The organism is Angustibacter sp. Root456, assembly GCF_001426435.1.
Lineage (GTDB): Bacteria > Actinomycetota > Actinomycetes > Actinomycetales > Angustibacteraceae > Angustibacter.
The window spans coordinates 34,840-58,730 of record NZ_LMER01000015.1; the positions used below are offsets into that span (position 1 = coordinate 34,840).

General features: G+C 74.4%; 26 protein-coding genes and 1 pseudogene. 17 read left to right on the plus strand and 10 right to left on the minus strand.

Annotated elements, in window-relative coordinates; genetic code table 11:
• Positions 1 to 36: 36 nt before the first annotated feature.
• Both ASD06_RS07770 and ASD06_RS07775 read right to left on the minus strand, forming a co-directional pair.
• Entirely contained in the window at positions 37 to 636 is a 600-nt protein-coding gene (locus tag ASD06_RS07770; RefSeq protein ID WP_157371622.1) for a response regulator transcription factor, read from the minus strand.
• 50 nt (positions 637 to 686) lie between these two features.
• Positions 687 to 1,982 carry an ATP-binding protein gene (locus ASD06_RS07775; protein WP_200941965.1) on the minus strand — a complete coding sequence of 432 codons (1,296 nt, stop codon included), beginning with the start codon at positions 1,980 to 1,982 and terminating at the stop codon, positions 687 to 689.
• A gap of 145 nt (positions 1,983 to 2,127) precedes the next feature.
• Here ASD06_RS07775 and ASD06_RS07780 point away from each other — a divergent pair, with 145 nt between their 5' ends.
• On the plus strand, positions 2,128 to 3,420 hold the full coding sequence (locus ASD06_RS07780) for a PspC domain-containing protein (RefSeq protein WP_056675309.1): 1,293 nt from the start codon (positions 2,128 to 2,130) through the stop codon (positions 3,418 to 3,420).
• Positions 3,407 to 3,646 carry a hypothetical protein gene (locus ASD06_RS19115; RefSeq protein ID WP_056675312.1) on the plus strand — a complete coding sequence of 80 codons (240 nt, stop codon included), beginning with the start codon at positions 3,407 to 3,409 and terminating at the stop codon, positions 3,644 to 3,646. Before ASD06_RS07780 ends, ASD06_RS19115 begins: the two co-directional genes overlap by 14 nt.
• A 271-nt stretch (positions 3,647 to 3,917) precedes the next feature.
• Here the strand turns inward: ASD06_RS19115 and ASD06_RS19765 are convergent.
• Positions 3,918 to 4,084: pseudogene (locus ASD06_RS19765) on the minus strand (NUDIX hydrolase); the annotation flags it as partial.
• A gap of 66 nt (positions 4,085 to 4,150) precedes the next feature.
• Between ASD06_RS19765 and ASD06_RS19605 the strand changes: the two are divergent.
• The 3 genes from ASD06_RS19605 to ASD06_RS07805 all read left to right on the plus strand — a co-directional run.
• Positions 4,151 to 4,459, plus strand: a 309-nt coding sequence (locus ASD06_RS19605; protein WP_162248063.1) for an NUDIX domain-containing protein, incomplete at its 3' end; no start/stop codon positions are given.
• A 198-nt stretch (positions 4,460 to 4,657) separates the two neighbouring features.
• Positions 4,658 to 5,473 (plus strand): NTP transferase domain-containing protein, encoded by an 816-nt coding sequence (locus tag ASD06_RS19610; RefSeq protein ID WP_056675320.1) that lies wholly within the window; start codon positions 4,658 to 4,660, stop codon positions 5,471 to 5,473.
• Positions 5,470 to 6,441, plus strand: a complete 972-nt coding sequence (locus ASD06_RS07805) for a nitronate monooxygenase family protein (protein ID WP_056675322.1) — start codon at positions 5,470 to 5,472, stop codon at positions 6,439 to 6,441. Before ASD06_RS19610 ends, ASD06_RS07805 begins: the two co-directional genes overlap by 4 nt.
• Before the next feature lie 16 nt (positions 6,442 to 6,457).
• Here ASD06_RS07805 and ASD06_RS07810 read toward each other — a convergent pair whose 3' ends face one another.
• Genes ASD06_RS07810 through ASD06_RS07840 form a run of 7 tightly spaced genes read right to left on the minus strand, consistent with a single transcriptional unit; the run spans position 6,458 to position 12,701 of the window.
• A complete protein-coding gene (locus ASD06_RS07810) occupies positions 6,458 to 6,859 on the minus strand; it encodes a DUF3592 domain-containing protein (RefSeq protein ID WP_056675326.1) in 402 nt (133 codons plus the stop codon).
• Positions 6,860 to 6,877: 18 nt separating this feature from the next.
• Positions 6,878 to 8,272 (minus strand): hypothetical protein, encoded by a 1,395-nt coding sequence (locus ASD06_RS07815; protein WP_056675328.1) that lies wholly within the window; start codon positions 8,270 to 8,272, stop codon positions 6,878 to 6,880.
• Between the two features lie 31 nt (positions 8,273 to 8,303).
• On the minus strand, positions 8,304 to 8,738 hold the full coding sequence (locus ASD06_RS07820; protein WP_056675331.1) for a hypothetical protein: 435 nt from the start codon (positions 8,736 to 8,738) through the stop codon (positions 8,304 to 8,306).
• Positions 8,735 to 9,406 carry a hypothetical protein gene (locus ASD06_RS07825; RefSeq protein ID WP_157371589.1) on the minus strand — a complete coding sequence of 224 codons (672 nt, stop codon included), beginning with the start codon at positions 9,404 to 9,406 and terminating at the stop codon, positions 8,735 to 8,737. The genes ASD06_RS07820 and ASD06_RS07825 overlap by 4 nt, the downstream gene beginning before the upstream one ends.
• Positions 9,403 to 10,689: a hypothetical protein gene (locus ASD06_RS07830; protein ID WP_056675336.1), complete on the minus strand. Its 1,287-nt coding sequence runs from the start codon at positions 10,687 to 10,689 to the stop codon at positions 9,403 to 9,405. Before ASD06_RS07830 ends, ASD06_RS07825 begins: the two co-directional genes overlap by 4 nt.
• Positions 10,682 to 11,083, minus strand: a complete 402-nt coding sequence (locus ASD06_RS07835) for a DUF192 domain-containing protein (RefSeq protein WP_056675339.1) — start codon at positions 11,081 to 11,083, stop codon at positions 10,682 to 10,684. The genes ASD06_RS07830 and ASD06_RS07835 overlap by 8 nt, the downstream gene beginning before the upstream one ends.
• A 1-nt stretch (position 11,084) precedes the next feature.
• Entirely contained in the window at positions 11,085 to 12,701 is a 1,617-nt protein-coding gene (locus ASD06_RS07840; RefSeq protein ID WP_157371590.1) for an OmpA family protein, read from the minus strand.
• Positions 12,702 to 12,916: 215 nt separating this feature from the next.
• Between ASD06_RS07840 and ASD06_RS07845 the strand changes: the two genes are divergently transcribed.
• The 12 genes from ASD06_RS07845 to ASD06_RS07905 all read left to right on the plus strand — a co-directional run bounded on the left by ASD06_RS07845 (position 12,917) and on the right by ASD06_RS07905 (position 23,891).
• The gene (locus ASD06_RS07845; protein WP_056675345.1) at positions 12,917 to 13,789 is read left to right on the plus strand and encodes a hypothetical protein; all 873 of its coding nucleotides are present in this window, start codon (positions 12,917 to 12,919) and stop codon (positions 13,787 to 13,789) included.
• On the plus strand, positions 13,786 to 14,640 hold the full coding sequence (gene cpaB / locus ASD06_RS07850; protein WP_082537836.1) for a Flp pilus assembly protein CpaB: 855 nt from the start codon (positions 13,786 to 13,788) through the stop codon (positions 14,638 to 14,640). The genes ASD06_RS07845 and cpaB overlap by 4 nt, the downstream gene beginning before the upstream one ends.
• Positions 14,637 to 16,235, plus strand: a complete 1,599-nt coding sequence (locus ASD06_RS18845; RefSeq protein WP_056675349.1) for an AAA family ATPase — start codon at positions 14,637 to 14,639, stop codon at positions 16,233 to 16,235. Before cpaB ends, ASD06_RS18845 begins: the two co-directional genes overlap by 4 nt.
• Positions 16,232 to 16,621 carry a hypothetical protein gene (locus tag ASD06_RS07860; protein ID WP_056675354.1) on the plus strand — a complete coding sequence of 130 codons (390 nt, stop codon included), beginning with the start codon at positions 16,232 to 16,234 and terminating at the stop codon, positions 16,619 to 16,621. Before ASD06_RS18845 ends, ASD06_RS07860 begins: the two co-directional genes overlap by 4 nt.
• 1 nt (position 16,622) lies before the next feature.
• A complete protein-coding gene (locus ASD06_RS07865; protein ID WP_056675358.1) occupies positions 16,623 to 17,975 on the plus strand; it encodes a CpaF family protein in 1,353 nt (450 codons plus the stop codon).
• Positions 17,975 to 18,904 (plus strand): type II secretion system F family protein, encoded by a 930-nt coding sequence (locus ASD06_RS07870; protein WP_056675361.1) that lies wholly within the window; start codon positions 17,975 to 17,977, stop codon positions 18,902 to 18,904. The genes ASD06_RS07865 and ASD06_RS07870 overlap by 1 nt, the downstream gene beginning before the upstream one ends.
• A complete protein-coding gene (locus tag ASD06_RS07875) occupies positions 18,901 to 19,806 on the plus strand; it encodes a type II secretion system F family protein (RefSeq protein ID WP_200941966.1) in 906 nt (301 codons plus the stop codon). Before ASD06_RS07870 ends, ASD06_RS07875 begins: the two co-directional genes overlap by 4 nt.
• Positions 19,799 to 20,953, plus strand: a complete 1,155-nt coding sequence (locus ASD06_RS07880) for a sensor histidine kinase (protein ID WP_056675364.1) — start codon at positions 19,799 to 19,801, stop codon at positions 20,951 to 20,953. Before ASD06_RS07875 ends, ASD06_RS07880 begins: the two co-directional genes overlap by 8 nt.
• Complete coding sequence (locus tag ASD06_RS07885) at positions 20,950 to 21,627, plus strand: response regulator transcription factor (RefSeq protein WP_056675367.1); 678 nt, start codon at positions 20,950 to 20,952, stop codon at positions 21,625 to 21,627. Before ASD06_RS07880 ends, ASD06_RS07885 begins: the two co-directional genes overlap by 4 nt.
• Before the next feature lie 186 nt (positions 21,628 to 21,813).
• Positions 21,814 to 22,029: a hypothetical protein gene (locus ASD06_RS07890; protein WP_056675370.1), complete on the plus strand. Its 216-nt coding sequence runs from the start codon at positions 21,814 to 21,816 to the stop codon at positions 22,027 to 22,029.
• Positions 22,022 to 22,675 (plus strand): pilus assembly protein TadG-related protein, encoded by a 654-nt coding sequence (locus tag ASD06_RS07895; RefSeq protein WP_056675372.1) that lies wholly within the window; start codon positions 22,022 to 22,024, stop codon positions 22,673 to 22,675. Before ASD06_RS07890 ends, ASD06_RS07895 begins: the two co-directional genes overlap by 8 nt.
• Positions 22,676 to 22,712: 37 nt before the next feature.
• The gene (locus ASD06_RS07905) at positions 22,713 to 23,891 is read left to right on the plus strand and encodes a CapA family protein (RefSeq protein ID WP_082537841.1); all 1,179 of its coding nucleotides are present in this window, start codon (positions 22,713 to 22,715) and stop codon (positions 23,889 to 23,891) included.

Below are 23,891 nucleotides of genomic sequence, written 5' to 3' on the forward strand. Positions count from 1 at the left end.
CCCGGCCGCACCCTCGGCCGCACGCGCCCAGCGCGCTCAGAGCAGGCGACGGTCGGCCGCCCAGCGGGTCAGCTCGTGCCGGCTCGACAGCTGCAGCTTGCGCAGCACCGCCGACACGTGGGTCTCCACCGTCTTCACCGAGATGAACAGCTCCTTGGCGACCTCCTTGTACGCGTAGCCGCGCGCAATGAGGCGCATCACCTCGCGCTCGCGGTTGCTGAGGCGGTCGAGGTCGGCGTCCACCGACGGCGCCTCCCCCGCCGCGAACGCGTCGAGCACGAAGCCGGCCAGCCGCGGACTGAACACGGCGTCACCGTCGGCGACCCGTCCGATCGCCTGCACGAGCTCGGGCCCGGTGATGGTCTTGGTGACGTACCCGCGAGCGCCAGCGCGGATCACGCCGATGACGTCCTGCGCGGCGTCGCTCACGGACAGCGCGAGGAACCGCGCGGGGGCGCCTCGCGAGCTCACCTGGTTGATGACCTCGACGCCGCCCCCACCGGGCAGGTGCACGTCGAGCAGGACGACGTCCGGCTGCTCGCGCAGCACCGCTGCCACGGCGCTGTCGACGTCGTCGGCCTCGGCCACGACGTCGACGGCATCGCCGAGCTCGGCGCGCACCCCGCTGCGGAACATCGCGTGGTCGTCGACCACCACGACCCGCGCTCTGGCCTGGGTCTGCTCGGTCACTGCGGCTCCTTCTCGACGGTGCGCTCGGCGGGGCGCTCGGCGGGGCGCTCGCCGGTGCGGCGGGTGATCGTGAGGGCCACCTCGGTGCCCTCTCCGGGCGCGGAGCGCACGCGCGCGCTGCCGCCGTGACGCTCCATCCGCCCGACCACCGAGCCGCGCAGGCCCAGACGGTCGTCGGGCACGCCCTCGGGGTCGAAGCCGCGACCGCGGTCGCGGACGAACACCTCGACGGCCTCGGGCTGGCACTCGGCGAACACGTCGACGCTCGCGGCCCCAGAGTGCTTGGCGGCGTTGACCATCGCCTCGCGTGCGGCCCGGACGACGGCGGTGAGCTGCTCGTCCAGCGGGCAGTCGCCCACCGCGACCACCTCGACCGCCACGCCGTGGTCCTGCTCGACCTCCGCCGCCGCCTGCTCCAGCGCCGAGCGCAACGTGCCGCCCGAGTCGGGTGCGTCGTCGAAGAGCCAGCCGCGCAGGTCACGCTCCTGGGCCCGGGCGAGGGTCAGCACCGCGCGTGGGTCGTCGGCCTGCCGTTGGATCAGCGCGAGAGTCTGCAGCACCGAGTCGTGCAGGTGCGCGGCGACGTCGGCCTTCTGCTGCTGCAGCAGGCGCTCGCGTCGCTCGTCATCGAGCTGGCGCACCAGCCGCCAGACGAACGGGCCGGCCACCAGACCGAGACCGAGCGCCACGACGGTGAGGAGCAGCACGGTCTCGCCGATCTGCGCCGGCCGCCCACTGCCCACCAGGAAGGCCAGCACCGCGAGCACCACCAGCAGAGCGCCGCCGACCAACCGCACCACCGTCAACCAACGGCGCTGGCCGTCGCCCAGCCCTCCGGGCACCAGGCGCGCCCACTCGCTCGCGTCGGCCTGCGACCACAGCAGGGCCAGGCCCGCACCCGCGATGAGCAGCGGGACGGTCACGCGCAGCGGTACGCCCCACCCGGTCTGGGTGAGCAGCAGCACCAACCCCAGACCCAGCGCCCCGAGCGCCACGAGCTGACCGGCGTCCCCGCGGCTCACCGACCGCCGCGGACGGCGGCCACCGCGCGAGGCGGACGCCAGACCGGCCGGGTCGTCGTCCGGACCCTGCGACGGGACGAACACCCAGAGCGCGGCGTACAGCACCACCCCGAAACCACCCAGCGCGCTGAGGACGACGAAGACCAGCCGCACCTGCAGCACCGGCACGTCGAGGTGCTCGGCCACGCCCGCCGCGACACCGCTCAGCAGCCGGCCGTCGACCGGACGGCGCATGCGTGCAGGCGCGTCAGCGCCGGACGTGGTGGTCACGACACCGATCCTCTCGCGCGGCGTCCCTGACCGGCCACCAGGTGACGCCCGGATCCCGACGCGCTCGGCACCGGCGGCGGCTCAGGGGCCGCTCAGGGGCGTCACCGATGGCCCCGGCACCGTGCGGACGCCGAGCATGGTTGGCATGAACGAGAACCAGACCACGGCGAACGGGCCGGCCGAGCAAGTGCTCGACCAGCTCAAGCGCCTGCGGCGCAGCCGCTCCGACAAGGTCATCGCCGGTGTGTGCGGCGGCGTGGGCCGCAGCCTCGGCGTCGACCCCCTCCTCATCCGCATCGTCGTCGCCGTGCTCGCGGTGTTCGGCGCGGGCGTCGTCCTATACGCCCTCGGCTGGCTGCTCCTGCCGGTCGACGACGGCACGCCGTCGGTGGGCGCCCAGGCGCTCGAGCGCGACCAGCAGACCCGCTCGGGCACCGTGTGGCTGGCCGTGGTGCTCGCCATCGCCGTGGCCATCGGCATCGCCGGCGCCTTCAACCGCTGGGACGGGCCGATCCTGCTCACCCTCGCCGTGGTCGCGCTGTTCGTCTGGCTGCTACGCCGCCAGCCGGCGGCGTCCGCACCACCGATGACCTCGGCGCCGCCCCCCACGACGTCCGTGCCGTACGGCGTGGCGCCCAACACCGCAGCCACCACCGCGCCCACCACCGCGCCCAGCGCACCGCCCAGCACCGCGCCCACCACCGTGCTGCTGCCGACGGACGGCGAGGGCGAGCCGCCCGCGCGTCCCCCGCTGCCGCCGCAGCCGCCCTACGCGGCCGGGCCCCCCGTGCCGCCGCAGCCGCCCCTGCCCCCGCAGCCCCCGCGCCCCAGGTCGCACCTGTTCGGCGCCACCGTGAGCGTCGCGCTCATCGCCCTCGGCGTGCTGGCGGCGTTCGACGTCGCGGGCGCCGAGCCGCCGGCCGGCGCCTACCCCGCCCTCGCCCTCACCGTGGTCGGTCTCGGACTCGTGCTCGGCACGTGGATCGGACGCGCCCGGGGGCTCGTGTTCTGGGGCCTCGTGCTCTCGCTGGCCACCCTCATCGGGTCGGTCGCCGGCCACGCCCGGGGCCTGAACGACAACACCGTCGACCAGACGGTCACGGTGTCGACCGTGAGCGCGCTACCCACCGACGACCGGTACGGCGCCGGCCAGGTCGAGTACGACCTCACCGGGCTGGACCTGAGCGGCCAGACCGCCTCGATGGACGCGCAGATCGGTTTCGGCGAGATCGTCGTCACCTTGCCGCCCGACGTCGACGTCGTGCTCGATGCTCGGACCGGCGTGGGCGGTCTGACCCTCTTCGGCTCCGACACCGGCGGCGTCAACCAGCACCGCCAGCGCACCGACTACGGCGCCGACGGCCCGGGCGGCGGCACGCTCGACCTCACCCTCTACGCAGGATTCGGACACCTGGAGGTGCGCCGTGCGGCGTCATGACCTGGACGTCACGTCCCTCGTCTTCGGCCTGATCTTCCTCGGCGTCGCCGCCACGTGGGCGCTGGTGCAGATCGAGCTGGTGACCTTGCCCGACCTGTCGCTGCTCGGCCCGGCGGTGCTCATCGTCGCCGGCGTCGTCGGGCTCGCGGCCACCCTCGCCAAGGGCCGCCGCGGCCACGGCGGCGAGCGCGACCAGCGACCGCTCGACGGCGAGAGCCCCTCCTAGGGCCGCTCCTGCAGCAGGTGCCCCAACCGGCCCAGCCACTCCCGCGTCCCGGCGGTGAGTGGCAGGTCGGTGACGGCGTCCAGCGGCACCCAGCGGGCCTGCACGGTGCTGCCGCCGACGTCGAGCACCTCGGGCTCCCGCACCTCGCGCACGCCACCGCTGTAGACGATCTGCACGCTGTGGAAGTCTTCCAGCCGGCCACGTGGCGAGCGCGCGACGAACCGGTGCGACCCGACGTCGAGCAGCCGGACGTCGACCAGCTCGTGCGCGNGTCTCCTCGCGCACCTCGCGCACCACGGCCTCCAGCGGCGCCTCGCCGTGGTCGACTCCCCCGCCGGGCAGCCCCCACTGGCCCGGCACGGGCGTGCTCTCAGCCATCTGCGTGAGCAGCAAGCGCTGCTCGACCACGACGACGGCGTAGGCGCCGACACGCAGCATCTGCACCGGCTGCTCGTCGGATCCGCTCACCACGCGCTCGACCCTAGTCGTCCGTAGGCTGGCTGCATGCCCGACCTCCCTGCGCTGCGACCGCTCTACCTGCTGGCCCTGCGCGTCTTCCGGCGCCTGCCCGCCCCCGTGCGGCGCGCGCTGGTGCGGGCCGGTACGCCCGGCTTCACGGTCGGCGCCGTGTGCCTGCTCGAACGCGACGGGCGCCTGCTCATGCTGCGCCAGCCCCACCGCAACGGCTGGAGCCTGCCCGGTGGGCTGCTCGACCGCGGCGAGTCGGCCGCTGACGCCGTCGTGCGCGAGGTGCGCGAGGAGCTCGGCCTCACCATCGAAGTGGGCCGCCCGGTCACCGTGGTCGTCGACTCGNCCGCTGCGCCGGGTCGATGTGGTGTTCCGCGTCGCGGTCGTCGGCGACATCGGCGAGCAGGCCGGTGGCGAGGCCGAGTCGGCCCGGTGGCTGCTGCCCGAGGAGGTCGACGAGCACGACGGCCCGACGCGCCAGATCCTCGACGCCGCCCGCGCGGTGCTCGACCCGGGCGCCTACCTCGGCCGCGTCGTCACCTCGTGAGCCTCGCCGGCGTCGCGCTGGCCGCTGGCCGCGGTGAGCGGATGCGCCCGCTGACCGACGCGGTGCCCAAGGTGCTCATGCCGCTCGCCGGCGCGACCCTGCTCGACCTCGCGCTCGACCGGCTCGCCCCGGCGGCCGGACGCGGCCCAGAGCACCTGGCGGTGAACGCCCACTACCGCGCCTGCGACGTCACGGCCCACGTCGGCGCCCAGGCGCACGTGTCGGTCGAGGAGCCGCGGGCGCTGGGCACCGCGGGGGCGCTCGTGCAGCTGCTGCCCTGGCTCGACGGGCGCGACGTCCTGCTCACCAACGCCGACGTCTACCAGCCGGCCGGTCTCGCGCAGCTGCTCGGGGCCTCGAACGGCACCGGCTGGGACGGCGAGCGCTGCCGGCTGCTCGTCACGCCCGCCGAGCCGGGGCGTCGCGCCGACTTCGTGCTGCCCGACGGCACCGGCTGCCGGTACGTCGGCTCCTGCCTGCTGCCCTGGACGGCGGTGCGCGACCTGCGCGCCACGCCGTCCGGGCTCTACGAGGTGCTCTGGCGCGACCTGGACGCCGCGCGCCGGCTCGACCTGGTGCGCACCGACGAGGTGTCGATCGACTGCGGCACACCGGGTGACTACCTGGCGGCGAACCTGCACGCGAGCGGCGGACACGACGTCGTGGGCGCGGGCGCGGTGGTCGAGGGCACGATCGAGCGCTGCGTGGTGTGGCCGGGCGCGTACGTCGGCCCCGACGAGCACCTGCGTGACGCCGTCCGCGCGGGCGACCGCGACCACCCGGTGACCGTCAGCGCTACTGTCGGAGCGTGATCGCCACCGCCCTGACCCGGCTGCTGTCGCTCGAGACCCCCGTGGTGCAGGCGCCCATGGCCGGCGTGTCCGACGGCCGGCTGGCCGGCGCGGTGAGCGCCGCAGGTGCGCTCGGCATGATCGGCGTCGGCCCGAGCGCCACGGGAGACTGGGTGCGCGAGCAGCACGCGGTGGCGGCCGAGGCCGCCGGTGGGCGTCCGTTCGGGATCGGTCTGATGGCGTGGGTGCTGCCGGGAGCGCCCGGCCAGCTCGACGCGGTGCTCGACACCCGCCCGGCGTTCGCGTCGGTGAGCTTCGGCGACATCGCGCCGTACGTGCGTCCGCTGCAGGAGGCCGGCATCGTCGTCGGCGCGCAGGTCGGCACGCTCGACGAGGCACTCGAGGCCGAGCGGGCCGGCGTCGACGTCGTCGTCGCGCGCGGCCTCGAAGCGGGCGGCCACGGGCGCGACGCCGTGGCCACACTGCCTCTGCTGCAACGTGTTCTGGCCCACGTACGCGTCCCGGTGCTGGCCGCTGGTGGCATCTCGTCCGCCCGCGGGCTGGCCGCCGTGATCGCGGCCGGAGCCGCCGGTGCCTGGGTCGGCACTGCCTTCATCGCCTGCCCGGAGGCCCAGACCGTCGATGCCGCCCGCGAGCGGCTGCTGGGCGCGGACGAGACGGCGACCGTCTACGGCCGGGTGTTCGACGTCGGGCAGCGCGTGGCCTGGCCGGAGCAGTACGGCGGCCGGGCGCTGCGCAACGCCTACTTCGACCGCTGGGTGGGCCACGAGGACGAGCTGGCGCGCGACGACGACGCCCACCAGGCGGTGCTCGCGGCGCGCCGCGAGCTCGACCCCGACATCGCGCCGCTCTACGCGGGTCACGGGGTCGGTGAGCTGGCGGCGGTGCGACCGGCGGCCGACGTCGTCCGGGAGCTGGCGGGCGCCGGAGACCTGCTGCGGCGGGCTGCGGACGCGGTGAGCGACTGAGGCGCCGAGCGTCCGGTCAGCGCACCAGCCACCACGCGGCGGCGAACACCACAGCGCCGACCAGCAGCCCGACCCCGGCCACGACGTTCATGGCCGATGCCGACGCGAGCCCCTCGATCTGCATCCACCGCGGGTCGAGGGGGTCGTAGCGCACCGTCACCTGCTGCCCCACGACGAACCGCGCGACGTTGGACGACGACTGCGGCTGCGCCTGCACCACGCTGCCGTCGTCGACGGTGTAGCGCACGGTCGGGAAGACCTGCAGCGAGGCGTTGTACTCGAGCTCGGTGACGACGCCGGTCGCGACCCGGGCCCGGCGCTGGCGCGTTCGGTCGGCGCGGCCCTGGCGCAGAGCCAGCACCCCAGCGACCAGGGCACCGCCCACGAGCAGGGGCAGCAGGACGGGAACCAGGCTCACGGGTGGGGCCCTTCGGGGTCAGTGCTTGCAGTCGGCCATCGGGGCCAGGACGCTCGACGGCACACCGTAGTCCTGGCTCTGCACGTTCGTGAGCGTGGCCGACGACCCCTTGTAGGTGCCGTCGAGGCCGAAGCCCTCGGCGGAGCCACCCACGGTGCCGCCCATCTGGTCGGTGTCGTACTCCGCGCGCACGTACACCGCGTCCTGGCTCATCCGGTCGATCAGCGGGCTGACCTGCTGGGCGAGCTCGGCCGGGTCGGGCAGCGGCACGCCGCCGGTGGGCATCATGTGCGGCGTGGGTCGCGGCAGCACCACGGGCCCAGCCCGGACGAAGGCCTGGTCGAACGCCGCGAGGTTGGCCGGGTTCTTGAGGTTCAGGGTGTACGAGTGGGTGACCTTGCTGCCCTGGTTGCCGTCGCCGCCGTACTTGATCTTGCCGTTGCCGATCGGCACCCCGCTCTTCAGCGTCCCCAAGCCGCCGTTCTGCCCGTACTCGCCGACGACGGTCAGCTGGGTGGGGTTGCCGTCCTTGTCGAACGCCACCGTGTAGGCCGCCTTGCCGGTGAGGCCGAGCTTGCCGCTGACGAAGGCCAGGCTGCCCGTGAGGCCGCCCTCGGCGTCGAAGCTGCCGGTGAACGACTGCGTGCCGTCGGCGTTGACCCGCAGCGAGCTCTTGACCGTGCCCTTGGCGTCGATGCTGCCGCCGGCGAGCGTCGAGGCGCCGTACCCGCCGCCACCGGTTGCCTGGGCCCCGAGGTCGATCACCACGGCGTCGGGCGCTCGCGCGTCGTCGGAGTCACCGATCCCGGTCGTGCGCTTGAGCCAGTTGACGCCCTGCTCGAGCGCGTCGGAGGTGATGCCGCCCGCCGCACCGGCCACGTGCTGCAGCACGCCGCGGTTGCGGTCGACCCAGGCCTCGGCGTCCTGACGGCTGTCGAACTTCAGCACCGTCTGGTAGCCCGCCTGGCCGGTGAGCGAGGCTTCGCCGTACCCCTTGGCCTTCAGCTCCTTGGCGATCGCGGCGAAGTCGAGCTTGACGCCCGCGGTACCTGAAGCGCCGAGGGAGTAGGTGTCGGCGAGGGCGACCTCGGCCGTGCCGTCGCCGTAGGTGGTGATCGTGTACTTGTCGTCGTGGCCGGCCTTGACGAAGAACGCGGTGAGCGACGCACCGACGGTGCGGTCCCGGGTGCTGGTGGTGCAGCGCACCGTGGGCCGGTCGTAGCCGCACGACGACTGGTGGGTGATCGCGCAGACGGCCTCGCGCAGCGACTGCGAGAGCCCGGGGGCGAGCGGCACCACCGCGAACGCGGCGAAGATCGCGGCCACCACGGTGATGACGCCGACGTACTCGAGCGTGCCGGAACCGCGGTCGGGGCCGCCGAGCAGGCGGCGCGCAGGGGGCGAGGCGATCACCGTTCGAACCTAGGGAGAATCGCCCGTCCGATCATGGGCCTGGGGACCCAACTGCACGCGGCAGGGCCCAGCGCGCCGAGAGCGCACCTAGGCCCACGCAGACCAGCCAGACCAGGACGTCGACGACGATCCGCAGCAGCCCCGAGCCGACGCCGTCGCCCGACAGCACACCCACGACCGACAGGGCTCCCGGGAACACGACCCACCCGACCAGGGCCCCGAGCCCGACGCTGGCCAGCACCATGACGGCGTCGGCGCCGTCGTCCCAGGTGCGCCGCGCGGCCAGCCGCCCGGCGAGCACCCGCAGCGCGATGCCGGCCACCAGCGACAGGGCTCGGGCGGCGTCCGGCCCGGCGAGGTCGAGCAGCGTCGGTGCGAGCACCGAGACGACGGCGTAGAGCACCAGCGTGAACCCCGCCGACAGCACGGCGGCGCGCACCACGGTCGGGCCGTGCAGGGTGCTCACGCGGCCGACCCCTCGGGCAGCACCGCCAGGGAGGCGGTGAACGCGGCCACCACGTCGTCGGTGAGGTACTCGGCCGGAGCGCCGATCAGCAGGCCGTACTGCTCCGGCCCGCCGGTCTGCACCACGACCTCGATCTGGCGGCTCGGCACGGGAGGCTGGTCGTTCAGGAAGTCGTAGTCCCAGCGCCACTCGACGGCCTTCGCACCGGTGCTGCCGGGCACCGTGACGTCGGTGGCCGGCCCCACCGGCTCGGCCCCGAGCTCGGCCGTGCGGGCCTGGGTGACGAGCTTCGTGCGCACCTCCAGCGGCCCGACGTTGCCGGTCTCGACGAACACCGCGACCGCGGGCGGGATCTTCAGCTCGGGAGCATCGGTCTTGGTCCACTGCGCGGCGGCACCGGGCATGCCGGCGCCTTCGGGCCGCGCGGTGAAGCCCGGAGGCAGCGCGAACGCCAGCCGGCCCTGCTGCACCGCCGTCCACCCCGCCGGCAGCGTGGGCCGCGCCGTCGACGAGCTCGACGCGGTCGCCGAGGGCGGCGAGCTGGCGGACGACGGGGACGTCGCGTCACCGCCGGCGCTCGTGCGGGCCGACGACCCGGAGCAGGCGCTGAGGGCCACGGCGACCACCAGCGCACCGAGGGCCCAGCCGACGTGCGAGCGCCGGGTCATCGCGTGCACCCCGGCAACGCGCTGAGCCGGCTGGCCGGCACCGCGAGGTCCTCGCTGAAGGCCTTGAGCATGGTGGTCTCCGTTCCCGTCGGGCTGGTGGTCGGGCTGGTGGTGGGGCTCGTCGTGAGGCTCGTGGTGGGGCTCGTGGTGCTGGTCACGCGGACGTACACGGCGTCGTCGGCGACGCGCTGCCGCAGGGCCACCGCCGCACCGGCCGGCGGCTGCGAGCGGGGCACGACCGCGGGGCCCTGGGTGCGGAACATCCGGTCGAACGCCGCGCGGTTGGCGCTGCTGCGCAGGTCGAGCACCACGGTCTGCACCGCACCCGGCCCGAGGGCGGCGCGGCTGCCGCCACCCTCGCGAAGCCGAGGCAGTCGGTCGGCGGCCGCCACGCCGCCGTCGGGCGCGAGGGCGACGACGCCGCTGACCTCGAGCCGCACCGGGCGCCCGGCGGCGTCCGAGGAGACCCGGTAGGTCGCCGTCCCCGACAGACCCAGCTGCTCGGGCAGCGAACCGTCGCCGCCTTCGGGCGCCACCGCGGCGAGCTCGCCGGACGTCGCCGACCGGCCGTCTGACTCGACCTCGAGCCGCGGCTGGGCGACGCCGGCGCCGGGTCGGTCCGCGGTCGACGACGCGACGCCGAAGGCCGCCGCGGACGTCGCCTGAGCGCCGACGTCGACCCCCACCGCGTCGGGGACGCGCACGGCGTCGAGGTCGGCGAAGCCCAGAGCGCTCAGCGCTGCCCGCAGGCCCTCGTGCAGGCCGCCGTGGAACACGCCGTCGAGCACGCCGTCGAGGGCGCCGGGGCCGGTCGGAGAGCTCCAGCCGGCCGCGGCGGCGGTGATGGGCTGCTCGCGCCGGTGGTAGTGGTCGAGCCAGGCGTCGGCGTCGTCGTGCCGCGCGAAGCGGAAGGTCGCCCACAGCCCGCGACCCGCACCCGCGGCGACACGCACCCCGACGCGGTCGCCGAGCAGCACCCCGAGGTCGCGACCACGTGGCTCGTGCAGGGTGACGCTGGCCGTGCCGTCGAGCGCCTTCACCAGCACCACGCTTGGCCCAGACTCGCTGCGGCGCAAGGCGATCAGGCCTGAGGCGATACTCGAGTCGCGCGACAGCACGTCGCAACGGGTGCGTTGAGGCAAGTAGCCGCAGCTGCCACCCGTCGAGCGGCACACCGACACCCGCAGGCCCTCGGCCGCCTGCGGCGCCAAGGGCAGCACCAGGACGCTCGCGGTCACCGCGGCCGCGAAGGCCCACCAGCCGAACACGGAGCTGTCAGGCACGGCCAGCCTTCAGCGCGAGCCGGACGCCGAGCCGCACCCCGCAGGCGGTGAGCGCACCCGGGGCCGCCTCGAGCACGGCGGCGGCGCGCCGGCGCGGCAGGTGCACCCGCCAGCGGGGCAGGTCGGCAAGCTCCAGGACGATCAGGTCGCGGTCGAGGTAAGCGACCTGCAGGTCAACGCGCATGCCCAGCGAGTGCACTGAGCTGCAGGGGTGGAGCAGCAGCGCGGTCGGCACGTCCCGACGGCCCAGCAGGCCGCGGCTGCGCTCGAGCACCGAGCCCGCGACGTCCACCCCGAGGCTGGTGGTCCGGCCGTCGACGACGAGCCGGGCGGGGGCGCCCTCGCGCGTCCGGTGGGCGACACCGGCGCGAGCGGCCGGCGAGAGTCGGGGCACGTCAGGTGACGGGCAGGTCGGCGACCTGGCCGGCACCGGGAATCCGCAGCGTCACGGTGCTGGCCTTCGGCGCCGGGAAGACGGCCCACAGGTTCAGCGGCTGCGCGAGCAGCATCCCCGAGCCCTGGTTCTCGCTGCACAGGCACTCGCCCCCGCCGTACGTGAGCGGCGTGACGAGGGTGCGAGCCTGGGCGTCGACGACCGCCACGTTGGCCAAGGTGTCGTTGGGGCCGTAGGGGTTTGGGCCGAGCAGCGGAGGATTGGCGCCCCAGTCGGCGTGCTCGCCGGCCGCGGTGAACGACATCTGCACCCAGAGCTGGTCACCCGAGCGCTGCAGGCGGGTGACGTGCACCTTGACCGTGCCGTCGCTGGACAGCACGGTCGCGAGCGGGTTGGTCACCTCGGGCGACGGCGACGTGGCGTGGGCCTTCGCCATGTCCGGCAGCTGCTGCGGCACGTCCAGACCGGTGGCGCGCGAGGCGTCGCTGCGGGGGAACACGAAGCTCACGCGGCGGTTGCGGCGGCGGTTCGCCTCGATCGGCTTGCCGTCGGCCGTGGTGTTGGGCACCAGGTGCTCGGACTCGCCCTTGCCGACCGCGACCAGCGTGATGCCGGCCGAGCGCAGCCGCGGTGCGAGGTAGGCGACCACCGACCGGGCGCGCGCCAACGACAGCCGGTCGTTGTAGGCGGGCGTGCCCTGGTCGTCGGTGTGGCCCACGACCTGCACGCGACCACCCTTGGCCGCAGCGGCGAGGCGGGGAGCCGCCGCAGCGAGGACGCTGCGGGCCTTGGCGGTCAGGGTGCTGGAGTCGAAGGCGAACAGCACGTCAGCCGGCAGCGAGACGTCGGCGTTCTTGCCGACCTGAGAGTCCTCGGCGCCGCCGAACGTCCGCACCGAGCGCCGCACCGGCACCACGACGGGCGCGGCCGCCGACTCGCCGACGGTGGCCGGTGGCGGGTTGCCCACCCAGTCCGCGAGCTCACCGGCCGCCGACAGGTCGAGCGGCGCCGCGTCGTGGCTCACCGGCACCGCCTCGAACGGCGGCGCCTGCTCACCCACGAGCAGGGTCACCGCGTCGCCGGTCACGGCCGGGAAGTCGGCCCAGAACAGCGACTGCTTCTCGGGATCGGTGTAGCGCCCGGTGTTGTTGCTGCACAAGCAGTCTCCGGACGCCGTCCGCAGCGGCTCGCTCACCGTGCCCGCGGCGGCGTCGTACAGGCGAAGACCGATCTCGAAGGGCGTGGCGCGCTTGTGGTTGGAGCGCATGTACGACGGGGTGACGTCCTCGCCCTCGACCGGCACGTCCCAGGCCAGCACGACGCGCGTGGCGTCGCCGACCGTGGCCGCCTGGACCACCTCGATCCGCACGCTGCGTGGCTGGGTCTGGCTGTGGTCCACCACCACCTGCTGAGCCACCGGCTCGGGCAGCAGGTTGAGCCGGAAGAAGCCGTCGGTCTGCGTCATGGCCGGCGCGGGAGTGCTCGTGGTGGCGCTCGACGAGGGGCTCACCGACGTCGCCGCCGGTCGCGGTGCGGCGGCGTCCTGGCCCGTGCACGAGGCCACCACCAGCAGGGCCGAAGCCGCAGCGGCGTACAGCGTCCATCCCCTACGCGACACGGTGGGTCCCCCTGGAAGTCGGTCGTGGTTCGTCGCGGTCGCCGGTCGGGCCGTCGACGCGGGCGGACGACATCACACCACCTGGCCGCTACTCAGCGCTACTCCCTCGGCGTCACCTTGAGGCATTTGCACACGCAACAGTCGAGTCGTCCCGCGTGATCGGTTACGCTGCGCGCTCGTCGGCCCCGGAAGGGGGCACAAGGGGGAGGACCGCTGTGACGACGACGGGGCGACTGCGCGTCCTGGGCTCGCGCGACGTGGACGGCGCGCTCGACGTCGAGGACGTCGACACCCTGCTGACCCGACTGCGGCCTGGGGCCGCCCGCACCGATCCGCTGCTCGTCGTCGCCCCGGCCGCCCAGGCCGAGCGCGCGCGGCGCACGCTGTCGCTGGCTCGGGCCGGAGCGCCCGGGGCCACCGGCGTGGTGCACGCCAGCACCCTGCCCCCGCTGGCCCGCGCAGCGCTGCTCGAGGCCGTGAGCGAGCTGCCGTCGTCGTTCAGCGCCGGCCAGCTGCTGGTCGCCTGCGAGGCGATCGAGCGCGCCACGATCGCCGGCGCGGTGCTCGGCTCGCTCACCCGCCTGGCCCAGCCGGCACCGCGCATGGCGCAGCACCTCGCCTCGTGGTGGCCGCCGAACCGCTTCATCGTGCTCACGCACCCGCACCCGCAGATCGTCCGCGGCGCAACGGGTCTGGAGCAGCTGCACCTGCCACCAACGGGTGCGCCGCTGGCCTTCCGGTCGACCACGTCGGACGTCGCCAGCCACGTCGTCGTCGAGCAGCTGGCCGTGCGACTCACCGGCCGCGGCACCAGCGTGGTCGAGGCTCCCGAGGAGTCGCGCGAGCGTTGGGGCACCGTCCGCTTCTCGGAGTTCTGCGCCGTGCCGCTCGACGTGAGCGGCATCGTCCACGACGCCCTGGCCGCCGCCACGCCCTGCCGCTCCTGCGGTGCCCCGGTCGTCTGGCCGTCGTGCCGGTTCTGCCACTCCCGCGGCGGCCCCTCGGACGCCGAGGCCGCCGAGGCCGCCGAGTCCGCCGAGTCCGCCGCGCCGCTCGCCTTCGACCCCACCGCCCGAGGAGAACGATGAACCCCCGCCAGCGCCGCGGCCTGGTCATGCTCGTGCTGGCCGCACTGGGCGCGTGCGCCGTCTTCATCGGCGTCGCCTCCTACGTCTCGCAGGTGAACGCCGAGGTGGGGCCGCGCACCACCGTCTACGTGGCAGCGAAGGACATCCCGCCCTTCGCGGCGGTCGAGCCCGCCCTGCTGCGCACCGTCGAGGTGCCGACGAAGTACGTCACCGACACCACGGTGACCAAGGAGGCCGACTTCCTGGGACAGAAGGCGGTCACGACGATCCACCGGGGCAGCTACCTCACCACCGAGATGCTGACGTCGAGCTCCTCGCTCGCCGACGGCATGCGCGAGGTGTCGGTGAACTTCGACGCGGCGGACGGGATCAACGGCCGCGTCCGCCCCGGCGACCACGTCGACGTCATCGCCGCGTTCGCTGCTCGCCAGGGCAGCGCGACCCAGGTCGACCAGAACGTCCGCCGAGCCGAGCTGCCCTACAACGTGGCGGGGATCGTCGTCTCGCAGGCGCTCGTGGTCAGCGTCGGCGAGAAGACGCCGATCGGCATCGAGGTGGGTGCCGCCACCGACGGCAACCCCAACCCCGAGGAGGTCGTGCCGGTGACCTTCGCCCTCACCGTCGCCGACGCCACGCGCCTGGCCTACGCCGAGGCGTTCAGCGTCAAGATGCGGCTGATGCGCTCGGGCAACAACGAGTCCGGCAAGGCCTACAGCGACCGCGACGCCGCCTTCAACGACCTGGGGCTGAGCGACCTGCTCGCCTCTCGGGCCAAGAGCTCGAAGGCACCCACCAGCAAGAAGGCGGACACCAGCACGAAGGACACCAGCACGAAGGCGGCCAAGAAGTGAGCTACCGCGTCCTCATCGCCGCTCCCGAGCTGCAGCTCGCCACCGATCTCGCCGAGGCCGCCGCCGCGGCCGGCGCGCACACCGTCGGCACGGTGACCACCGACGCCGACCTGCGCGAGCAGCTGCGCACCCTCGACCCGGACGTCGTGCTGCTGCGCGATGACCTCACCGGCGGCCCGATCTGGCCGGTCGTGCGCGAGACCGCTCTGGCGCACCCCTACCTGGCCATCGTGCTCGCGAGCCCGGTCGGCAGCGCCGAGGTGCTCGGCCTGGCCATGGAGGCGGGCGCGCGGGCCGTCGTCGAGCTCCCCGTGCAGGTCGAGGACGTCGCCGGCAAGATCATGTCCGCCGGCGGCTGGGCGCAGACGATGCGCCGGGTCATCGGTGGCGAGCGCGAGAGCACGGTCGCGGCCGGGCTGCTGGTGGTGCTGGCGGGCGCGAAGGGCGGTGTCGGCACCACGACCATCGCGACCCACCTCGCGCTGGCCAGCGCGAACGACGACCCGACCCGGCGCGTGTGCCTGGTCGACCTCGACGTCACCAAGGGCGACGTGCCGCTCTACCTCGACGCCCAGCACCGCCGCACGATCCTCGACCTCGCACCCGTGGCGCACGACCTCACCCCGCGGGCCATCGCCGACGCGCTCTACCAGCACCCGTCGGGCCTGTCGCTGCTCATGGCCCCCGACCAGGGCGAGTACGCCGAGCGGCTCAGCGGCACCCAGGTGGCCACCATCCTGACCGGTCTGCGGCAGCGGCACGACGTGGTGGTGGTCGACGCCGGTGCGGTGGTCACCGAGGCGTCCGCGGCTGCCGTCGAGCTGGCCGACGAGGTCTACGTCGTCACGACGCCGGACGTGCCCGCGTTGCGAGGTACGCGGCGGCTGGTCGAGCTCTGGGAGCGCCTCGCGCTGCGCAAGGAGGAGGCCGTGCACGCGATCATCAACCGCACCGACAAGCGCAGCGACATCCAGCCCGAGACGGCGGCGCGGATCGCCGGAGTCGAGGTCACCCGCACCCGGCTGCCCGCGGCGTTCCGGGCGCTGGAGGCGGCGAACAACCAGCGCGACCCCGAGCTCGCTGGTGGCGTGTGGTCGCAGCGCATCACCGAGCTGGCCACCGAGCTGCGGCTGGCCACGGCCCGCCCGCTCAGCGCGCGCAGCGACCGCGGGCGCGGGCGACGTCCGGCCCGCGCGGCTGCTGCCACGGCGGCCGTCGACGACGCGCCGAGCACCCGCGTCGCCCGGCGCGGCCGGCGGCGCGACGCGGGCCAGGCGACGATCGAGCTGGTCGGCCTGTTCCCCCTGCTGCTGCTGATCCTGCTGTTCATCTGGCAGGCGGTGCTCATGGGCGTGGGCGCGCACTACGCGGCCAACTCCGCGCAGGAGGGCGCGCGCGCGGCCGCCGTGGGCGGTGACGTCTCGGCAGCGGCGCGGGCCGCCGTCCCCGCGTCGTTCGCGGCCAACATGCGCGTGAGCACCAGCCCGGACGACGGCACGGTCACCGTGACCATCAGGCCGCCACTGTTCCTGCCCGGCGCGCGGCCGCTCGACATCGACCTCAGCGCGAGCTCGCGGCCGGTGAGCGAGCGATGACGCGCCGACTGCCTCACCTGCGTGGCCGCCGTACGGACGGCGGCTGGCTGTCGCTCGAGCTCGTCGGCACGTCGTTCTTCCTGTTCCTGGCGGCGCTCATGGTCACCCAGGTCGCCGCCGCCACCTACACGATCGCCCAGGCCAACGGAGCGGCCCGAGCGGCAGCGCGCGCGGCGACCCTCACGGGCGGGGCCGGCGCCGACGCGGCGGCCCGGGGCGCGGTGAGCGAGTCACTGCGCGACGGGCTGGTGGCCACCGGCGGCAGCACCGGCGACGGCCAGCGGTGGAGCGTGACGCTGCGCGTCCCGCACGTCCTGCCGCGGCTGCCCGAGTGGAGCGTCACGCGGTCGGCCAGCATGCCCGCCACCGAGACGGTCGGAGGCTGACGTGGGCCTGCTCGACCGGCTCAGCACCCCGACGAACGTCCCCGCTGGTGCGGCCAGCGACGCCGACGCGCACGCCCAGACCGTCGCGCGCTACCGCGGCCTGCTGCTGCACGAGATCGACCTCGGCGAGCTCAGCAAGCTCGACGCCGGGCAGCGCCGGCTGCGCCTCGAGCGCGTCATGGGGCACCTGCTCAGCCGCGAGGGTCCCATCCTGTCGAGCGGCGAGCGCCAGGCGATCATCCGGCGCGTCGTCGACGAGGCGCTCGGCCTCGGCATCCTGGAGCCGCTGCTCGCCGACCCGAGCGTCACCGAGATCATGGTGAACGGCCACGAGACGATCTTCGTCGAGCGGGCCGGAGTGCTGCAGCGTCTGGACGCGCACTTCGCCAGCGAGGACCAGCTGATGCAGACGATCGACCGCATCGTCGCCGGCGTCAACCGGCGGGTCGACGAGTCCAGCCCGATGGTCGACGCCCGCCTCGCCACCGGCGAGCGCGTCAACGTCATCGTGCCGCCCCTCGCGCTCGACGGGCCGATGCTCACCATCCGGCGCTTCCCGCGCGCCTACACCCTCGCCGAGCTGGTGGCCAAGGGGGCACTGGACGAGGCGGGCGCGCTGCTGCTGGGCGCGCTGGTGCGGGCCCGCTGCAACGTCATCGTCTCGGGCGGCACCGGCACCGGGAAGACCACGATCCTCAACGCGTTGTCGGGCTTCATCCCCGAGCACGAGCGCATCATCACCATCGAGGACGCCGCCGAGCTCCAGCTGCAGCAGGAGCACGTGATCCGGCTGGAGTCCCGACCGGCCAACATCGAGGGCAAGGGCCAGGTGGCGATCCGCGAGCTGGTGCGCAACTCGCTGCGCATGCGCCCCGACCGCATCATCGTCGGCGAGGTGCGAGGCGGCGAGACCCTCGACATGCTCCAGGCGATGAACACCGGCCACGAGGGGTCGATGGCCACGGTGCACGCCAACTCCAGCGACGACGCGGTGATGCGTCTGGAGACGCTCGCGAGCATGAGCGAGATCAAGATCCCGTTCGAGGCGCTGCGCGACCAGATCAACAACGCCGTCGACGTCGTGGTGCAGCTCTCGCGGGCCGCGGACGGGTCGCGCCGGGTCAGCGAGATCGCGGCCGTGGCCTCGCGCCGTCGCGAGGACTTCGCGCTCGCGACGATCGTCCGCTTCGACGCCGAACCGCTCGCCGCCGACCGCGTGGTGCGCGGGCGGTTCAGCCACCACCCGCTGCCCCGCGACCTCACCGAGCGCCTCGAGCTGGCGGGAGAGGTGCTGCCGGCGACGTTCCGCCCGGCCCTGGATCCGGGCGAGCTGCAGATCCGGCGGGCCAGCTGATGCGTCCCGAGGCGGCGCTCTCGCTGCTCGCACTCAGCCTGCTCGTGGCGGTGCTCGGGGTGTGGTCGGTGGCGCGAGGAGTCGCGGAGAACCGCGCCCTCGTCGGCGACACCGGACGGTACGGGCGGGTCGGGGTGCGCGGGCTGCTCGCGGGATCGCCGAACCGCTACGTGCGGCGTACCGGTTGGGGACGCACGCTCGAGAACCGCCTCGCCGGCGCCGGACTCGACGCGGTGCTGCCGGCCGAGGCGGTCGCGATCGCCGTCGCGGTGTTCCTCGTCGCGACGGCGCTCGCGTCGTTCCTCGTCGCCATCCACGTGGCGGTGCTGCTCGGCCTGGCAGCGGTGCGGGGCCTGAAGTCGGTGCTCTCGTGGCGCGAGGAGCGCCAGCGGCAGGCCTTCGTCGCCCAGATGCCCGAGCTCGCGCGCGTGCTGTCGAACGCCACCAGCGCAGGGCTGTCGATCCGCACCGCCATCGAGATGGCGGGTGAGGAGCTCGCCGAGCCGGCCCGCACCGAGCTCCAGCGCTGCGCGCGCGCCATGTCGGTGGGCACGTCGCTGGAGGCCGCGCTGCAGCAGATGGAGGAGCGCCTGCCGGGCCGCGAGCTCGGTGTGCTCGTGGGGACGCTGGTGATCTCCAGCCGTTCCGGCGGCTCCCTCATCAGCGCGCTGCGCGACATCGCCAGCACGTTGGAGGACCGCAAGGAGCTCAAGCGCGAGGTGCGCACGCTGGTCACGCAGGCCACGTACACCGGGTACCTCGTGGTGGCCATGGGCATCGGCCTGCTGTTCCTGCTCAACGCCCTGCACCCCGGCCTGCTGAAGATCGTGACGACGTCGCTGATCGGGCAGGGCGCGCTCGCCTTCGCGGTGCTCTGCTTCTCCGGCGGCCTGCTGCTGATCCGGCGCATGACGAGGATCGAGTCGTGACCGGCGTCCTGGGCAGCCCCGTGCTCATGGCGCTGCTCGCGGCCGCGTGCGCGTGGACGGCGGTGCGCGGCTACGCCCGCTTGCGCAGCGACCCGCTCGACGGCCTGGAGGTCGAGGACCTCGCGCTCGTGCGCAGCCGCAAGCAGATCGAGCGCTCCGGTGGTCCGCTCGGGGCGCTCGGCCGCCGCCTGGCACCGGTGCTCGCCAGCGCGCTCGGCGCGCAGCGGCTCGAGCGCACGCGCAGCCGCATCCAGCAGGCCGGCAACCCCGACGGCCTGACCTTGCAGTCCTACCTCGAGCGCAAAGCCCGGCTGCTCGCCATCTTCGGCGCCGGAGCCCTCGTGCTCGTCCTGCGCGGCCAGTGGCTGCTCGCGCTGCTCGCCGTGGCCGGCGCGTGGGCGATTCCTGACCTCGCGCTGCGCTCGGCACGCAAGGCTCGCCAGAGCGCCATCGACCGCGACCTGCCCGACTTCCTGGACGTCCTCGCGGTCACGGTGAGCGCCGGCCTGTCGTTCCGGGCCGCGCTGGAGCGCGTCGCGGCCCGCTACGAGGGTCCGCTGTCGGAGGAGGTCACCCAGACCCTGCGGCAGATGGACGTCGGCGAGGCCCGACGCACCGCGTTCGAGCGGCTGCGCCGCCGCAACGACTCCGCGGCGCTCGACCAGTTCGTCGTCGCGCTGCTGCAGGCCGAGGAGCTGGGCACGCCCCTCACCGAGGCCCTCGACCAGATCGCCGTCGAGATGCGGCGCGCCACCGCGCAACGGGCCCGCCAGCAGGCCTCGCGCACCTCCCCGCGGGTCGCGCTCGTCGTCACGATGGTGATGGTGCCGGGTGCGTTGGTGCTGCTCGTGGTGTCGCTGCTGCTGTCGTCCGGCGTCGACCTGGGGAACCTCGGTGGCTGAGCACGAGGTCAGCGGCCCAGTGCGCGTGCTGATCCTGCTGCGGATCCTCACGCTCTACCCCGTCGTGCTCGCGTGGGGTCACCACGGGCCGAGCGTGCTGGAGCTGGCGCTGCTCACGCTGCTCGTGGCCGGTACCGCGCTGCTCGCGCTGCGGTGGGACGCCATCGCCCCGCACGTGCGCCGCCACCCGGGATGGGCCGCGCTCGACGTCGTCACGAGCCTCGTCGTGCTGGCCTACGCCGGGCTGCCGTCACCGTTCGTGGCCTACACCGTCACCTCGGCCGTGCTCGTCGGCTTCCTCGTCAACCACCTCGCGGCCACGCTGGTCTGCACGCTGCTGTGCGCGGGCACGCTGCTGATCGAGACGCTGGAGGCGCCGCACGGCGCCGTCCGCGCCAGCACCCTGGGGCTGCTCGCGGCCTACGTCCTGCTCACGCTCACCGGCGGGGCGTTCCGACAGATCCACGACCGGCTCGCCGACGCCCTGCACGCGGCGGTCGCCGCCGAGGGCGCTGCCGCCACCGCCAACGAGCGCACGCGCCTGGCGCGCGACCTGCACGACGGCGTCTGCTCGACGCTGCACGGTGTGGTGCTGCAGTCGACCGCGCTGGCCCGCACTGCCGAGGGATCCGATCCCCGCCTGGCTCAGCTCGCCCGCGACCTCGAGGAGGCCGCGCGCACTGCGCTCGCGCAGTCCCGGGAGGTGCTCACGGGCCTGCGCCGCGACGACGACAGCGCGCCGCTCCTGCAGGCCGTCGCCGACCGCGTGCGGCGGTGGCAGGACGCCACCGGTATCGCCGCCGAGTTCACCGCGGCAGGCGTCGCCGACCTCGCTCCGGCGGCCCGCATCGCCGCGCTGCGCGTGCTGGACGAGGCCCTGGAGAACGTCCGGCGCCACGCCGGCGCCCGGCACGTGCTGGTGCGGCTCACCGGCGACGAGCACACCGTGCACCTCGAGGTGGTGGACGACGGCGCCGGGCTGTCCGAGCGCCGCCCCGGGGTGCGCGAGGGGCACTACGGGGTGCTGGGCATGACCGAGCGGGCCGGCGTCGCGGGCGGTGCGCTCAGCGTCGTGCCCGGGCCCGGCGAGGTCGACCGCCCCGGCACGCAGGTCGTGCTGGAGCTGCCGCGGACGGTGCCCGCGTGAGCACCGCACCCGGGCCCCTCACCAGTGAGCCCGCACCGGTCGCTCCCCTGCGCCTGGTGGTGGCCGACGACAACCCGGTGGTGCGCGCCGGTATGAGCAACCTGCTCTCGACCGTGCCGGGGCTCAGCGTCGTGGGGTCGGCGCCCGACGGTCGGGCGGCCCTCGCGATGGTCGACCAGCTGCGTCCTGACCTGGCCCTGCTGGACGTCCGCATGCCTCACGTGGACGGCATCGCCGTGGCCCAGGCCATCGCGGCGACGGTGCCGGTGCTCATGCTCACCCACTCCGACGAGCCGGAGATCATCGCCTCCGCGCTGGCGGCCGGAGCCCGCGGCTACGTCGTCCACAGCGAGTTCGACGTCGACGAGATCGTCGCCGCGATCCGCACGGTGGCCGCGGGCGGCGCCCACCTGTCACCGGCCGCCGGGCGCATGCTCGCCCGCTCGGTATCGGCGACCGCAACGCCCGCGCAGTCCGCGCCGCGGCGCACCTGGGGGCTGTCGCAGCGCGAGCAGGAGGTCATGGAGCTCATCGCCGAAGGGCGCACCAACGGCGAGATCGCCCGCACCTGCTTCCTGTCGGAGAAGACGGTCAAGAACCACGTCAACCGGATCTTCGCCAAGCTCTGCGTCACCTCGCGCGCCGAGGCCGTCAGCGTGTGGCTGCGCCGGTGACTGGGCTGCTGGTTGGGCTGCTGGTTGGGCTGCTGGTTGGGCTGCTGGTTGGGCTGCTGGTTGGNAGGCGTTTGGGCCCGCGATTGGGCCCGCGTGCCCTGGGTGACCCGGCGCCGCCTCGGCAGAGTCGTGCTCGTCAGCACCGCACACCCGCCGGCCCGGTCGGGCCGCACCGAAGGGAAACCCATGACGCTCCTGCACCGCATCGCCGCCGAGACCCAGGCCCGCCTGCACGTCGTGCGCGAGGGCCGCGAGCGCGGCCAGGGCACGCTCGAGTACGTCGGCATCGCCGTCCTGATCGGCCTGATCATGACCGCCCTGTTCGCGTCCAACATCGACACGCTGCTCAAGGACAAGCTCGTCGACGCGTTCAACAAGATCACCACGCGCGGCGGTGCGTGAGCCGGTCGGCACCCAGCGCACCCAGCGCACCATGAGCGCCGTGCACCGAGGCGACGAGGGGCAGATCGCACTGCCCCTCGTCGTCTTCGTGCTGGTCGTGTTCGCCGCCGCACTCGCGATGTTCGGCTTCGGTGAGGCCTCCGACACCCGCGGGCAGGCCCAGAAGGGCGCCGACGCCGCGGCCCTGGCCGCCGCAGCCGCCGCGCGCGACGTGGTCCCCCTCACCATCCGCACCGACCCCGACAGCTACTACGCGCTCACGGCGGGCATCGAGCAGGTCATCCAGCTCGGAGTCGGCCCCGCCAAGGGCTGCGCCGAGGCCTTCGGCTGGGCCGCGCGCAACCGCACCTCCACCACGTGCCGCTACCAGGGCAGGGGGCGCTTCCACACCCAGGCGACGAGCCGCCCCAGCGCCGAGCGGGGACTGGTCGCCGACGCCGAGGCCACGGCCGACTCGCACCTGCCCACGTGCACGGTGCAGATCGTCGTCGACACCTTCGGCGACCGGCATGCGACGTTCACCTGCGTGCCCGGCCCTGGCGGTGGTCACGGCACCGCGATCGCCTACTACCTCAACGAGCAGTACGTCAGCTCCTCCCCCGATCCCGTGTGGAAGGCGCTGTTCCGGGTGCGTCTGGTCGAATAGCCCGCGCACACGGCGCTCACCTGCCTAGGCTGCGGCAGTGACGAACCGCCGCCTCGCCGCCGCGGTGGTGCTCGCCCTCGCCGTGAGCGCGTGCCAGGCCGCCCGCCCCGAGCTCCCGCGGTCGCAGGGAACGCCCGAGCGCACCACCAGCGCGACCTCCACCGCGACTGTTACCGCGACCCCCACGCCGACCCCCACGGCGTCGTCGACGCCGGGCGGGCCGTGCCCAGGCACGGCCTGCGTGACCATCACCGTCACCGGTGACGTGCTGCTCCACCAGCCGTTGTGGTCCCAGGCCCGACGTGACGGCGGCGGCGGCCGGTACGACTTCACCCGGATCCTCGCAGCCCAGCGCCCCTTCCTCGCGTCCGGCGACCTGGCCTTCTGCCACCTGGAGACACCGCTCGCCCCGCCGACCGGGCCGTTCCACGGCTACCCGAGCTTCTCGGTGCCCCCGCAGATCGCGACGGCGTTGCGGAGCACCGGCTACGACGCGTGCACCACCGCCAGCAACCACACGATGGACGCCGGACCCTCCGGTGTGCAGCGCACGCTGGACGACCTCGACGCGGCCGGGCTGCGGCACACCGGCTCGGCCCGCTCGTCGCGCGAAGCCGGTCGGCCACTCACCTTCGACGTCCGCGGCACGCGCGTGGCGCTGCTCTCATACACCTACGGGCTCAACGGCAAGTCGCCCGACCACAGCTGGCGGGTCAACCTCATCGACGCCCCACGCATCCGGCGCGACGCGCACGCCGCCCGCCGCGCCGGCGCCGACGTCGTCGTGGTGGCGCTGCACTGGGGCACCGAGTACCACCACGACCCGACCGCCGAGCAGCGCTCGCTGGCCGACCAGCTGCTCGCCGACCCCGCCATCGACCTCGTCTACGGCCATCACGCGCACGTGGTGCAGCCGGTGCAGCGGCTGCACGGCAAGTGGGTGGTCTACGGCCTCGGCAACGCGATCGCGGCGCAGAGCATTCAGCGCCCCGACACCTACCGCGGCCTCCTCGTGCGCGTGCAGCTGGTGCGCGACGCCTCCGGCCGCTGGCGCGGCGGCCGCCTCGACTGGGTGCCGTCGGGCATCACCACCGCTCCGGCCTACCGCTGGGTCGACCTGCGCCGGTCGCCGTCAGCCGTGAGCACCACGGGCCGCTACGTCGACCGCCTGGGCGCCGACCGCACGGACGCCGCGTTGTGGGGCGCCCAGACCTGA

Coding starts and splice junctions, on each gene's coding strand:
- ASD06_RS07770 (WP_157371622.1), bottom strand. CDS start 636: ATGTTCCGCAGCGGGGTGCGCGCCGAGCTCGGCGATGCCGTCGACGTC.
- ASD06_RS07870 (WP_056675361.1), top strand. CDS start 17,975: ATGCGTCCCGAGGCGGCGCTCTCGCTGCTCGCACTCAGCCTGCTCGTG.
- cpaB (WP_082537836.1), top strand. CDS start 13,786: ATGAACCCCCGCCAGCGCCGCGGCCTGGTCATGCTCGTGCTGGCCGCA.
- ASD06_RS07890 (WP_056675370.1), top strand. CDS start 21,814: ATGACGCTCCTGCACCGCATCGCCGCCGAGACCCAGGCCCGCCTGCAC.
- ASD06_RS07825 (WP_157371589.1), bottom strand. CDS start 9,406: ATGACCCGGCGCTCGCACGTCGGCTGGGCCCTCGGTGCGCTGGTGGTC.
- ASD06_RS07860 (WP_056675354.1), top strand. CDS start 16,232: ATGACGCGCCGACTGCCTCACCTGCGTGGCCGCCGTACGGACGGCGGC.
- ASD06_RS07780 (WP_056675309.1), top strand. CDS start 2,128: ATGAACGAGAACCAGACCACGGCGAACGGGCCGGCCGAGCAAGTGCTC.